This is a genomic window from Pseudomonas sp. AB39(2026), from assembly GCF_059831485.1.
In genome coordinates, this window is record NZ_CP195212.1 from 4,690,148 (window position 1) to 4,703,144 (window position 12,997).

Annotated in this window: 13 protein-coding genes; 8 read left to right on the forward strand and 5 right to left on the reverse strand. The window is 58.8% G+C overall.

Going from position 1 to position 12,997, the window contains the following annotated elements; all coding sequences use genetic code 11:
• Nucleotides 1-70 precede the first annotated feature (70 nt).
• From speB to ACSAMW_RS21675, 3 genes are all read right to left on the reverse strand, one after another.
• A complete protein-coding gene (gene speB / locus ACSAMW_RS21665) occupies nucleotides 71-1,021 on the reverse strand; it encodes an agmatinase (RefSeq protein WP_500592015.1) in 951 nt (316 codons plus the stop codon).
• Between the two features lie 228 nt (nucleotides 1,022-1,249).
• Nucleotides 1,250-2,176 (reverse strand): 2-hydroxyacid dehydrogenase, encoded by a 927-nt coding sequence (locus tag ACSAMW_RS21670; protein WP_500592016.1) that lies wholly within the window; start codon nucleotides 2,174-2,176, stop codon nucleotides 1,250-1,252.
• Nucleotides 2,173-2,934, reverse strand: coding sequence for a class II aldolase/adducin family protein (locus ACSAMW_RS21675; protein WP_500592017.1), 762 nt, complete (start codon nucleotides 2,932-2,934; stop codon nucleotides 2,173-2,175). The genes ACSAMW_RS21670 and ACSAMW_RS21675 overlap by 4 nt, the downstream gene beginning before the upstream one ends.
• 301 nt (nucleotides 2,935-3,235) lie before the next feature.
• Here ACSAMW_RS21675 and ACSAMW_RS21680 point away from each other — a divergent pair, with 301 nt between their 5' ends.
• Complete coding sequence (locus ACSAMW_RS21680) at nucleotides 3,236-4,183, forward strand: LysR family transcriptional regulator (protein WP_500592018.1); 948 nt, start codon at nucleotides 3,236-3,238, stop codon at nucleotides 4,181-4,183.
• A gap of 20 nt (nucleotides 4,184-4,203) precedes the next feature.
• On the opposite strand, the gene ACSAMW_RS21685 is transcribed toward ACSAMW_RS21680, so the two are convergent.
• Entirely contained in the window at nucleotides 4,204-5,190 is a 987-nt protein-coding gene (locus tag ACSAMW_RS21685) for a LysR family transcriptional regulator (protein ID WP_500592019.1), read from the reverse strand.
• Between the two features lie 159 nt (nucleotides 5,191-5,349).
• Between ACSAMW_RS21685 and argH the strand changes: the two genes are divergently transcribed.
• From argH to ACSAMW_RS21720, 7 genes are read left to right on the forward strand one after another with little or no spacing between them, the layout of a single operon-like run.
• Nucleotides 5,350-6,777 carry an argininosuccinate lyase gene (argH, locus tag ACSAMW_RS21690; protein ID WP_500592020.1) on the forward strand — a complete coding sequence of 476 codons (1,428 nt, stop codon included), beginning with the start codon at nucleotides 5,350-5,352 and terminating at the stop codon, nucleotides 6,775-6,777.
• Between the two features lie 18 nt (nucleotides 6,778-6,795).
• Nucleotides 6,796-7,671, forward strand: a complete 876-nt coding sequence (locus ACSAMW_RS21695; protein WP_500592021.1) for an amino acid ABC transporter permease — start codon at nucleotides 6,796-6,798, stop codon at nucleotides 7,669-7,671.
• A 22-nt stretch (nucleotides 7,672-7,693) separates the two neighbouring features.
• A complete protein-coding gene (locus tag ACSAMW_RS21700) occupies nucleotides 7,694-8,458 on the forward strand; it encodes an amino acid ABC transporter ATP-binding protein (RefSeq protein WP_500592022.1) in 765 nt (254 codons plus the stop codon).
• A gap of 38 nt (nucleotides 8,459-8,496) precedes the next feature.
• Nucleotides 8,497-9,321, forward strand: coding sequence for an ABC transporter substrate-binding protein (locus ACSAMW_RS21705; RefSeq protein WP_500594102.1), 825 nt, complete (start codon nucleotides 8,497-8,499; stop codon nucleotides 9,319-9,321).
• A gap of 54 nt (nucleotides 9,322-9,375) precedes the next feature.
• Nucleotides 9,376-10,224, forward strand: coding sequence for a polysaccharide deacetylase family protein (locus tag ACSAMW_RS21710; RefSeq protein ID WP_500592023.1), 849 nt, complete (start codon nucleotides 9,376-9,378; stop codon nucleotides 10,222-10,224).
• A complete protein-coding gene (locus ACSAMW_RS21715) occupies nucleotides 10,217-11,116 on the forward strand; it encodes a polysaccharide deacetylase family protein (RefSeq protein ID WP_500592024.1) in 900 nt (299 codons plus the stop codon). The genes ACSAMW_RS21710 and ACSAMW_RS21715 overlap by 8 nt, the downstream gene beginning before the upstream one ends.
• On the forward strand, nucleotides 11,113-12,483 hold the full coding sequence (locus ACSAMW_RS21720) for an MmgE/PrpD family protein (RefSeq protein WP_500592025.1): 1,371 nt from the start codon (nucleotides 11,113-11,115) through the stop codon (nucleotides 12,481-12,483). The genes ACSAMW_RS21715 and ACSAMW_RS21720 overlap by 4 nt, the downstream gene beginning before the upstream one ends.
• A 5-nt stretch (nucleotides 12,484-12,488) precedes the next feature.
• Here ACSAMW_RS21720 and ACSAMW_RS21725 read toward each other — a convergent pair whose 3' ends face one another.
• On the reverse strand, nucleotides 12,489-12,797 hold the full coding sequence (locus ACSAMW_RS21725; protein WP_500592026.1) for a type II toxin-antitoxin system Phd/YefM family antitoxin: 309 nt from the start codon (nucleotides 12,795-12,797) through the stop codon (nucleotides 12,489-12,491).
• Nucleotides 12,798-12,997 lie beyond the last annotated feature (200 nt).

The following is a 12,997-nucleotide window of genomic DNA, read 5'->3' on the forward strand; positions in this document are numbered from 1 at the left end:
CTGTCGCGGCAAACGGGAGATTTCTAGCCGGCGCATCGTGGGCGTCGCGACCTCTATTGAACGGCTCCCTTCAACGGTGCACGACACCCGGCAATACGCACAGCATCTCGTACAGCAGGTTTGCCCCAAGTAACGAGGTATTGCCCGTGGTGTCATAGGGCGGCGAGACCTCCACAACATCGCACCCTACCAGTTGCAGGCCTTGGCAACCGCGGATGATTTCCAGGCCTTGAATGGTCGTCAGCCCACCGACCTCAGGGGTTCCGGTGCCGGGCGCCCAGGCGGGGTCGATGCCGTCAATGTCAAAGGACAGGTACACAGGGCCACCACCGACTTTCTCGCGCACCTCTTCCATCAAGGGTGTCAGGGACTTGTGCCAGCACTCTTCAGCTTGCACCACGCGGAAGCCTTGCCTGCGACACCAGTTGAAATCGTCGGCCGTATACCCTTGGGCGCGAAGGCCAATCTGGACGACGCGATCACAGTCGAGCAAACCTTCTTCCACGGCGCGGCGGAAGGTTGTGCCATGGGCAATCTTTTCGCCGAACATATGGTCATTCACGTCGGCATGCGCATCAATGTGCACCAAGCCAACTTTGCCATGCTTTTTATGGATCGCGCGCAGAATCGGTAACGTGATGGTGTGGTCGCCGCCCAGCGTTAACGGGACCACAGGGTGTTGAAGAATTTCGTCGTAGGCCTCTTCAATAATCCGCACGGCGTCCAGCAAGTTGAACGTATTGATGGCCACGTCGCCGATGTCCGCTACGTTCAACGAGTCGAAAGGGGCGGCGCCTGTCGCCATATTGTAAGGCCGTATCATCACCGACTCGGCGCGGATTTCTCGTGGGCCGAAACGTGTGCCTGAACGTAGCGAGGTGCCAATATCTAGCGGTATCCCTACGAAGGCTGCGTCCAGCCCCTCCGCAGTCCCCACATGAGGCAAGCGCAACATGGTGGCAATACCACCGAAGCGTGGCATTTCATTACCACCCAACGGCTGGTGCAGTGTTTTGCTCATAAAGGCCTCTCTACGTTGGTGCTACGTGTAATACGGGAAATAGGCTGGCAATAGCCTCTTGCCCCAATTAGGGCGTTTCATGCATTGATTTTTGGTGAATGAATTGGCGAGCAACTTCTAGATCCAATCATAAGAACCATCGGCGCGGGGCTAAATACATCATATGGAAAGCCAAGTTTCTGAAATGGAAAGGTGTGCCGTGTTTGACGCACGCCACTGGAGGCGTTGTCAGTAACCCAATTCCCCATCGACACGATTGACCGGAAGCTCACCCGCTTGCAGCCTGTCGATATTGTCCAGAATCTGTTGGGCAATCACCTTAAAGGAAGCGCTAGATGCCACATGGGGCGTCACAATCACCCCATCGGTTTGCCATAAGGGGTGCCCCAGTGGTAAAGGCTCCATACTAAATACATCCAGCAACGCGCCGCGAATGGAACGGGCCTCTAGCGCTTGCAGCAGATCATCCTCACGCAGGTGAGCGCCTCGCCCGCAATTGATGACAGCGGCACCGGGCGCCAATCGGGCAAAGGCATCGGCGCAGAGAATCCCTCGCGTCTCCTCGGTCAGAGGCAACAGGCAGATGAGGATATCGACACCGCTTAAAAAATCGCCTAATTGGGTGCTATCGAACGTTTTAACGCCTTCCAGCGTGTGCGTGCCCCGCGCCCAGCCGCGCACGTTGAAACCCAGGCGGGCCAGCCCGGAGGCGCAAGCCTTGCCCAACGTACCAAGGCCCATTACGCCTACCGTGGTCTCATAAGCGGCGCGTTGGGCGGGCCGCTGCCACGTGCCGGTGCGCTGGTTTTGAAGCATGGAATCAAAGTGGCGGTGGTAATGGAGCACGCCCCATAACACATACTCGAACATCCCTTGGCAGTGCCCAGGGTCCACAATGCGGCAGATGGGCACGTTCTTGTCGCGGCTGACTTCGCTAATGATGTTATCGGCGCCTGCGCCTACGGAATGTATAAGCCGCAGGTTGGGGAGGGCGCCCAGGCTGCCGGGGGGTGGGGCCCAACAGATGGCAATGTCTGCCTCAGCGGCCTGAGGCTCGTCGGGTCTACAGAAGCTGAGTGCTGGCCGCAGGGCCGCCATGGCGCTATGAACCCGTTCTACGTCCTTTCCGGGGCCGACCAGCACTACCTGGGTCATGAGCAATAGGCCTCTCGCTGCGCATCGATCAAGGTGAGGGCAGCCTCCCAGCCGAGCTGGATCAGCCCCAGCTCGTCGTCCTGGTCGAACTGCCTGGCGGTAAACTCGCACGTCTCGGCGTCAGGGATAATCAGCTCACCCCCCCCGGAGAGCGCTTGAACCTGCGCCTGACACGCCCGCTCCAGCATGAAAATTGTCTGGAAAGCGTGGGCGACGCTGGCCCCGGCCGCAAGCAAGCCATGGTTACAGAGGATCATCGCACTATGGCTGCCGAGGTCCTTGACCAGTTGATCGCGTTCGGCAGTGCGTACAGCGATCCCTTCGTAGCGGTGATAGCCCAACCGGTTATAGAACTTCAGGGCGTGCTGGCTGATAGGCAGCAGCCCTTGTGCCTGCGCAGACACGGCGATGCCGGCGGCCGTATGGGTATGGATCACGCAGTGCAAATCAGCGCGCGCTTCATGGACAGCCGAATGAATGACAAAGCCTGCCTGGTTTACCCGATGGTCAGGGAACGCCCAGTCCACTACATGGCCTTCGACGTCGATTTTAACCAGGTCGCTTGCCCTCATATGCTCAAAGAGCACCCCGTATCGATTGATCAGAAAGTGGCCTGAGCCATCTTGCAGCCGAAGCGAGATGTGCGTATCGATCAAGTCGGTCATCCGAAAGTGCGCAAGCAAGCGATACAGTGCGGCAAGTTCACAGCGTGCGGACCATTCTGAATCATCAATGCTGGTGTGAACGCGGGCGCTCATGGTGAATTCCTGACAGGCTTTTTAGCGTAAGTTGAAAGGCTCTGGCAGTATTATTGTAAGTGTCGAGGGCATGTTCCATTTGCCATTTTGAATAGTGAATATAAGCAGCAAGAATAATCAACAAGTTACACGCGCTTACGAGTTTTAAACGTGAATAAAAATCGCCTTATTGCGGTGCAGGATCGGGAAAATGCACTGCACTTGTGCATCGCGCGGGCAGGCGCAGTTCAAGAGAGGGCCTCCGGTCATAGCCCGATGGGTTACTATTTGAAACGTCTTCTTACCAAAAGAAACGTCCTCCATGAGTAAAAGTCTCGGGCTACCCAAACCGTTATCACGTGCTTCCGGTGATCGTGTCGATTGGAACCTGCTCCGGACCTTTCACGCCATTGCCCAAGAGTTGAGCATCAGCCGAGCGGCTGCGCGGTTGAACCTGTCACAACCTGCCGTCAGCCAAGCGCTGAAACGATTGGAAGAACAACTGGGCACTGCGCTTATCGAGCGCAAGGGCCCGCGCTTTCAGCTGACCACTGCAGGGATAGAAGCTCAACGTCTGGCTAATGATGTTAAAAGTCAATTTTTACAGCTGGATGCGGCACTCGAGGCCACGTCCGAACAGGTCGTAGGTAACGTTCGGCTGCTTTCCATAAACGGCGTCAGCTGTGAAGCCTATGACAGGGCGCTAGCACGCTTGCACCGGGAATGCCCCGGCCTTGCACTTGAGATTACGGTGCTACCCAACGATGAGATTCTCAGCGCATTGGAGCAGCGCTCGCAGCCGTTCGGTTTAGCTATCAGCCGAGCGGACTATCCCTGGTTAGCGCAACAGCGTATGACCCGCGAGCACTACCGCTTCTACTGTGGGCCTGAGCATCCATTATTCGGTCAGCCCGGCATTACAGTGGACAGGCTTGCCCAGGAGCCTGTGATCTCGTTCACCAGCGACTTGCTCGGCGGTACCTTGAACTCCTTGGCTGAGTTTCGCCATCGGCATGGCTGGAACGGCCCGGTCATCGGTTGCTCGGCCAATAGCCAGGAGGTACTGCGTCTAGTGCTGGCCGGGTTTGGGATCGGCTGCCTGCCGCACCCCGTGTATGAGCAGGCTCAACACCTGTTATGGCCATTGCCGCCCGAGCAGGTGGGCACGGTAGACATCAGCCTGATGTGGAACAAAGAACAGCGCTTGACCCGCGCAGAAGCCCGGTTTCTTCAGGCGCTTCAGGAGGCTTGCCAGCAAGCACAGGGCTGAGCCAGCAGGGGCTGACTGGGTCATTGCCCCGCTATATGCATGTGCACTCCTTGAGCCACCTCTTTTTCCATTAATTCAAGAAAGACGTCCAGCAAGGGATTGCTTCGGCCACACTGGCGGTACAGCAATTTGAACGGCGTGGTGACCCGGAACCGGCTGGGTTTGAGGGACCGCATCTGGCCGCGATCCACGTAGCTTTTTGCCCAATGCGTGGGTAGGTGGCCCAGGTAACGGCCGGTGAGTACCAGCATCGCTACAGCCTCAACCTGGGTCGCGACCGCACTCATGTTTCGAGGGCCCATGGGCCTGAATTTGTCTTGATGGTTAGCGTACACGTGTTCGATGTACTCGGCGGTGGCGAGCTTCTCGTCATTTATTTCACTGTCTTGCAGAGAAAAGAAAGGATGATCGCAGGAACAGTAGAGTTCCACGGCTTCCCTGTAGACGGGCATTGCATCGAAGTCGGTTTTTTCGGTATAGACCGGAACAATGCCCGCTGCGAATTGGCCCTTGAGAATACCTTGCTCGATTTCTTCCAGAGGCGCGACGCTTAGTCTAATCCGAGCTTTAGGGGCGCGTTCGCGCCAGGCGCGTAAGACCGGAACAATCGGTGAATTAGGATCCGAGCACGTATTATCAATCACCGCGATAGTCAGGTCTCCCAGCAACTCCCCACGAACATTGCCAACTTGCCCCCGAAACGTATCCAGTGCAGAAAACAAATCCAGGCTGGCTTGATAGATGACCTTTCCCTGCTCGGTGAGTCCAAACTTCTCACGGCCGCGCGTACATAAACGCATCCCTAGCCGGATCTCAAGGTCCGAGATCTGTTTGCTAATGGCCGCCAGCCCAATATTCAATTCTGCCTGGGCTGGGGTAAATCCGCCTGACTCGACGACCGCTTTGAAAACCTTGAACAATTTCAAATCCATAGCGGTTGCCATGGAAAGTGCAGCTTCACTGGCCTTCTCGGGTAGATTTCCAGATTTAGAAAGTTGACTTTCCATTTAATACATTTACCTATTTTGGTCGGCTTCCTACTATCCCCTCAGACCAGGCCGTACCGCTACGGCTTTATTCTCACACTCCTTTGTAACACGTGCTGCTTCGGCTTACGGCTGAGTACGGAGGGGTAAAGCAATGTCTATGCCAGTTGAGAAATAACGATGTCCGATAACACCGACCGTTTATGGGGTGCCCGTTTCAAAAGCGGCCCAGCCGAAGCCATGGCCAACCTGTCACGCTCGCCGAGCGCCTACTTTCGCCTGACCCCCTATGACGTGGCGGGCTCGAAAGCGCATGCCAATGAGCTGCATCGGGTAGGCCTGCTGAACGCGGAGGAGGCCGGCAAGATCATTGCCGCACTGCAGGGTATCGATGAGGATTTTGCGGCAAACCGTATCGAGCCGGTGGCGGCCGATGAAGACGTGCATACGTTTATCGAGCGATTGCTGACCGAACGCCTTGGCGCCTTGGGCGGCAAGCTCCGCGCAGGGCGTTCTCGTAATGATCAATCTGCCAATGACATGCGGTTGTTTCTGCGTGACCAGGCGCGGGTGCTCGTCGTAGCGCTGTTAGAGCTGCAACACGCGCTCGTCGCCCAGGCAGAGCAACATACCCATACCATCGCGCCGGGCTTCACCCACCTGCAGCAAGCTCAGCCCATTGTCTTCGCCCACCACTTGATGGCCCATGCCCAAGCCATGCACCGGGACATTCAACGCCTGCAGGATTTCGACAGGCGCTTCAACCTGTCGCCCTTGGGCGCGGCCGCCATGGCCGGTTCGGCAATCATCAAGGACCTGCACAGCAGTGCTGCAGAAATGGGGTACGCCGGCCCTTGTGAGAACTCCATCGACGCGGTAGCCAGCCGTGACCATGTGGCCGAATTCCTGTTCATCGTCAGCATGCTGGGGGTAAACGTTTCGCGCTTGGCCGAAGAGTTCTGCCTGTGGACCTCACGGCAGTTCAATTGGGTGTCGCTGGACGACGGGTATGCCACGGGCAGCTCGATCATGCCGCAAAAGAAAAACCCGGATATTGCCGAACTCGCGCGTGGGAAGTCGGGCCGCCTGATCGGCACGCTCACGGGCATCCTGTCGGTACTCAAAGCCCAGCCGCTGTCCTATAACCGAGACTTGAGCGAAGACAAGCACGCGGTGATCGACAGCCTGGACACGATTCACTTGGTGCTGCCGGCGTTTGCCGGCATGGTCAACACCATGACCGTGCGCAAGGAGGAATTGCTTCGCCAGGCGCCCATGGGGTTCACCTTGGCCACTGAGGTGGCGGACTGGCTTTCCGTTCGCGGCACCCCGTTCAAAGAAGCCCATGAGATCACCGGCAAGCTCGTGCAGGCCTGCGAAGAGGCAGGGATTGGCCTGGAGGAGGCAACGCCAGCCTTCCTGGCGAACGTTGATGCACGCCTGACCGAAGACGTTCGCCATGCACTGACCCTTGAGGCCGCGCTGGCCATTCGCAGCGGATGGAACGGTACGGCCCCGGCCCAGGTGACCGCGCAGATCGAACGCTTCAAGGCTCAACTGAGCGCCCAGCGGCAATGGGCACTGGACTACACCGGCCCGCGTGGCTGACAGGCTTGAGGATTGCCCATGACACAGACCCATGTAAACAGCGGCCCACCCGTACCGGCACAGAGCGCTCAGTATGACCTGTCAACTTACAAGGTAGTGCCCCGGCGCTACTACGGCAGGTATGTGTCGGCGGGGCTAATTGTGCTGCTGTTGGTCGGCCTGGCCCAAGCATTTGCCAAGGGCAACATCGAATGGTCGTTCGTTTCTCAGTTTCTGACCGCCCCCTCCATCATGTTTGGGTTGTTGAACACCATATTGATGGCAGTACTGGCCATGGGGCTTGGGGTCTTCCTGGGCGTCGTGGTCGCTATCATGCGGATGTCGCAAAACCCTGTGCTGCGCTACGCAGCCGGTGGCTACGTCTGGCTGTTCCGAGGCACGCCGTTGATCCTGCAGCTGCTCTTATGGTTCAACCTGGCGCTCATTTTCCCCACGTTGAGCTTTCCGGGGCTGTTTGAATTCAAGACAGTTGAGGTCATTACCCCATTCGTCGCAGCCCTGTTGGGCCTGGGCATCAACCAGGGTGCCTACACCTCGGAAGTGGTCCGCGCGGGCTTGCTGTCCGTTGACAGCGGGCAATACGAAGCCGCCAAGTCGATCGGTATGCCCCGGCTGCAAGCACTGCGGCGGATCATCCTTCCACAGGCCATGCGCATCATCATCCCGCCAGTGAGCAATGAATTCATCGGCATGGTGAAGATGACCAGCCTGGCGAGCGTCATTCAGTACGCAGAGCTTCTCCACAACGCTCAGAACATCTATTACGCCAATGCGCGCGTCATGGAGCTACTGATCGTCGCCGGTATCTGGTACCTGGCCGTGGTGTCGGTACTGACCATCGGCCAGAGCCGCCTGGAACGTCGATTCGGCCGCGGTGCTGGCAAGCGCAACTGAGCGCAGAAGGGGAGTGTGGGCTATGCGAAACATCGTCAAAGCGGTCAACGTCAACAAATACTTCGGCGACTTTCATGCGCTCAAGGATGTAAACCTGGACATCCCCCACGGTGAGGTGGTGTGCATCATCGGCCCCTCCGGCTCGGGAAAGAGCACGCTGCTGCGGTGCATCAACCAGCTGGAAAAAGTCGACAAGGGTGGGCTCTGGGTCAGCGATGAAATCGTAGGCTACCGTTCTGTGGACCAAAAGCTGGTGGAGCTTAGCGATGCCCAAATCGCTCGGCAACGCCTGGCCACGGGCATGGTGTTCCAGCGCTTCAACCTGTTTGCCCACATGACGGTGCTGGAAAACATCATCGAGGGCCCCACCCAGGTACTGCGCCGGCCTGTAAAGGAGTGTCGCGAACAGGCGATGGAGCTGCTGGAAAGGGTAGGGCTGCAACACAAGGCCGACAGCTACCCCATCGAGCTGTCGGGTGGCCAGCAGCAGCGGGTCGCGATTGCCCGGGCGCTGGCCATGCGGCCCAAATTGATGCTCTTCGATGAGCCCACCTCTGCACTGGACCCTGAATTGGTCGGTGAAGTGTTGTCGGTGATGCGGCAACTGGCGGCCAGCGGCATGACCATGGTCGTGGTCACACACGAGCTGGGCTTTGCCCGTGAGGTAGCCAGCCGTGTTGTGTTCATGGACGCTGGCCAGATCATCGAAACCGGCTCTCCCGAGCAGGTGCTAATGAACCCGCGCAACCCGCGCACACAAGCGTTTATTGCCGCTGTACTCAACTGAACCCTGCCCCCATTAACCATGGATGTACGTCGATGAAAATGCGTCTGGCCATAACAGGAGCACTGGCCCTGCTCGGTACCGTAACGGCTTGGGCTGCCGACGCTGGCTTACCCCAGGCCATCAAGGACAAAGGCTTCTTGAATGCTGGGATCATGCCCAACTACCCACCCATGGACTTCAAGGACCCAGCCACCAACCAACTGACCGGCGTTGACTACGATCTGGGCATGGAAATAGGAAAGCGCCTGGGCATCACCGTCAAATGGCAGGAAACCGCCTTTGAGCAAATGGTCAGCAGCCTCGTCACCCAGCGGCTCGACATTGTGCTCTCGGGCATGACGGATACTGCGGAGCGGCAGAAAACGGTGGATTTCGTTGACTACTTCAGGACCGGCCCGCAGTTCTATGTGATGGAAAGCAATAAATCTATCGTTGCTGTTAGCGACCTATGTGGCAAGAAAGTGGGCACCAGCCGGCGCACCACGTTCCCAGCGGAAATCGCCAAATGGAGCGCTGCCAACTGCGAAGCCAAAGGCCTGCCTGCGATCCAGGTCACGGGCACCGATGGCTCCGCCGATGCCAGAGCGCAATTGCGTCAGGCCCGCCTGGACGCGGCTGTTCAAGGCAGTGAAACGTTGCCCTACATCCAGTCCCAAGAGCCCGGCGCCTATCGGGTGATCGGTGAGCCCCTGACCACCCAGCTGACAGGCTTAGGCGTTTCCAAAAACAACCCAGGCTTGAGCGCTGCCATTGTCGACGCACTTAACGCCATGATCGCCGACGGCACCTATGCGCAGATTCTGAAGAAATGGGACCTGGAGCGAGGCGCTGTAGACAAGGCCGTGATGAACTCGGGTACCTGACCCCTCATCCAGGGACGGCGATCGCTGTCCCTCTCCTTTGCGTTGGAGCGCCCCATGTATACCCCTGCGGATTTGCGCTGGCCGGGCAAGGCCCGTGCGTGCGTTGCCATGGCGTTTGATCTGGATGGCCCCACCGGCGCCGCCATGCTCGACGGCTCCATCTGGCATAAGCCTGAGTACTTTACCTTCGGAGGCTATGGGCCTTATCGGGCACTGCCCAGGCTGCTGGACATGCTCAAGGCCCACCGCACGCCGGCCACGTTTTTCATCCCGGCATGGGTGGTAGAGAACTGGCCCAAGCAATGCCAGGCCATTGTGGAGCAGGGCCATGAAGTGGCGTACCACGGCTACAAGCACGAGTCCTTCTTTGCCCTGAGCCTCGCTGAACAACGTGAGGTAATGGAGAAAAGCGCTGAGGTGTTCCAGCGTTACCTGGGTCGCACCGCTGTTGGGTTTCGTACGCCGTCGGGTGATTGGCATGCCCAGTCACCCCGATTGCTGATGGAGTGCGGAGTATCTTACTCAAGCAGCATGCGTGGCGACGATCGCCCGTACTTTATCGAGACCGGTGAGCCAGGCCGCCGTCTGGTAGAAATTCCCGGGCGCTGGGAGCTGGATGACTATGCCTCCCTGGCCTACACCCGCGCGCCCAATTACCCCGCAGGCCTTGACCGTATCGCCAGCTATGACCAGACCCTGGACAACTGGCGGCGGGAGTTCGATGGCACCTACAGAGAGGGGCTTTGCATGACCACTTTGTTCCACCCCAAGGTCTGCGGCAAGCCGGGCCGAATCGGGTTGCTGGAAGCGCTCCTGGAGCATATGCATAGCCACGCCGACGTCTGGTTTGCCACCTGCCAGGACGTTGCAGGTTTCTGGGCGCAGGAGCATGCCCATGGCTGATCAGGGCACGCTCTGGCCGCAACCCTACCGTTGCGCAGCCGTTGTCACCGTGGACTACAACGATATCCACGGGATTCTTACCCAAGCCCCCACCATGGCCGGGCGCGATAAAAGCCTTTCCGTGTGGCGCTACGGGACCACACGCGGTGTTCAGCGGCTGCTGGCGATCTTTGCCGAGCATGGTATTCGGGCCGATTGGTGCATCCCCGGTATCGTTGCCGAGGAAAACCCGGATGTGGTCAAGGCTATTGCCGACGCGGGCCACCCCATTGCGTGTGCCGGCTACCGCCATGAAGACTTTTCAGCGCTGACCCGGGCTGAGCAGAAAGCCTCGATCCTTCGAGGCTGTGACGTACTGGAGCAACTGACGGGGCGCCGCCCTCAAGGCTTTCGAGTACCTGCCGGCAGCTATGCGCCTGGGCTGGCTGATGACCTTCGCGAAGCAGGCCTGTGCTGGTCTTCGTCCTGGGCGGGCGACGACCTGCCTTATCTGCATCCAGCAGGCGCGGTAGCCGGCAAACTCGTTGAGTTGCCGCTGCATGTGGAGTTGGAAGACGCGCCGTACTTCGCTTTCAACCTGGCGCCTGCCGTGCCCGCCAGCCAGGCCCGCATTGCCAGTTATGAGAAGGTATTGAGTAACTGGCAACGGGACTTCCACGGTTTCCAGCGCTATGGCCTCTGTTACCTGATGCGCTTGCACCCGGAGATTTTGGGCACGTTGGGCCGTAGTGGCCTGCTCGACCAATGGTTGGGGTGGCTAAAGGCGCAGGAAGGCGTCTGGTTTGCTACAGCTGGGGAAGTGGCTCAGTGGTGGGCAGCCCACAATGACGAAACCCCTGGCGATCACCCCGCCGCAGTCTTTCACCGCCACCTCGCGGAGGGCGCGCAATGACGTACCTGCAGCAACTGGGCACCTTCGTCAGTGAAACGCCTTTCTCGCTAATACCCGAGGCCGTAGTAGGCAAGGCCCGTCGTCACCTGCTCGATACCTTGGGCGCAGCGCTGGCCGGTGCCGACTCGCCGTTGACCCAGCAATGCCTGCGCGCTGTGCAAGTGAGCGAGGGGTGGGGCCAGGCCCAGGTATGGGGCGGCAATAGCCTACTGACTGCCCGAGGCGCCGCCTTGGTCAACGGCGTGGCGGCTCACGCGTTGGAGTTGGATGATGCCGGCGGTTGTGACCATTCCGGCGCGGTGGTTATTCCAGCCATGCTGGCAGTGATCCCCCACTGTGCCCAGGTTCCGAACGGGGACGATCTATTAGGGGCCATGGTGCTGGGCTATGACATTGCCCGGCGCGTGTTGGAGGCCTGCGGTGGCTACTCACCGCACAACGAAGCGGGCTGGCATTCAACCGGTACCTGCGGTGTGTTCGGGGCGGCTGCCGCCTGTGCACGGCTATTGCGCTTAAACGCCAAGGAGGCGGCCAATGCCTTGGGGTTGGCGGCTAGCATGAGCGGTGGGCTGTGGTCCTTTATTCACGACGGGGCTGACAGCAAGAAACTTCATGCCGGGCGACCCGCAGAGGGCGGGCTGCTGGCGGCACTGCTGGCTCAACAAGGCATGCGCGGGCCGATGGAGGTCTTCGAAGACCGCTGGGGCGGTTTCCTGCGAACCTATGCACCCGCCAGCCAAGTACCCCAGGCGCTCACTGCCGAGCTTGGAACTACCTGGAAACTCGCCCGCTGTTCGATCAAACCCTATGCCGCCTGCCGCGGTACCCATTCTGCCATTGATGCCTTAGGCGAGCTGATGGAAGAGAGGGACCTTCAACGCGGTGACATCGCACAGATCACGGTGCGTGCAAGCGAATTTTTGGTGGGCATGTGTGGCGGGTTGGACACTCAAACCTTGGCCGCGGCCCAAATGAGCCTGCCTTACGCCCTTGCGGTCCGGTGCCTACGAGGAAACGCAAACCTTTCCAGCTATGAGCTTGAGGTGCGTAACGATCCCCAAGTGCACCGGTTGATGAAGGCCATCCACATGGAGGTTGAGCCCACACTGGCCGCGCTCGATGAGCCCTATGTGGAACTGCTCACCCATGACGGCCGAACAGCCAGCCGACAGGTGAGTACCCCTCTAGGAGGGCCGCTCAACCCGCTCAGCGACGATGCACTATTGGAAAAATTTCGCGCCTTGGCCCTCCGCTCGTTGCCCGCCCCTCAGGTGGAGGCGTTGGTGGAGGTGTGCCTGAGCATGGGTGAACACACCGATGTGGCGCACCTGCTGGCGTTGCTGCGGCGTGATGAGTGGCCCGCGTAACCTGCTCAGCGTTCACCCTGCACATCAGCGCCTACACACCATTGAGCTTCCATGTCTTCAAGGCTCAAGGTGTTCGTTTCGTCGAAGCTGCGCAGGCGCTCGATGGCGAGCAGTTCAGAGCGGAGGTCTTCGAGTTCGTCCTGCAGGGCTTGATAGGTGTTCACGCCCACCAGCACGGCAGCCGGTTCGTTGTCTTTGAAAATGACCAGGTGCGTTACATCACCCTCGGTAACATCCTTGAGACGTGTGCTGAAGCTCTCAGCCATGGTTGTAGCAGAAACTGCCTGGGCAGCTCGGCCTAGAAGGGCTGTCATGGAGGATTCCTTGGTTGATAGGCAGTAGTTATCGTTTTCCTATTCCCTAGCAAGGTAGCTGGCTACCTGAACCAGGTCGAACATCCGGATGCCGAAAATACCAGTCCTGGGTATATGTGATCTGTGTGTATGCCATTCGATTGTCCCTTATCAATTGACCAATAAATGCTAAATCATAGGTGTGCCCCACATCGAGCAAT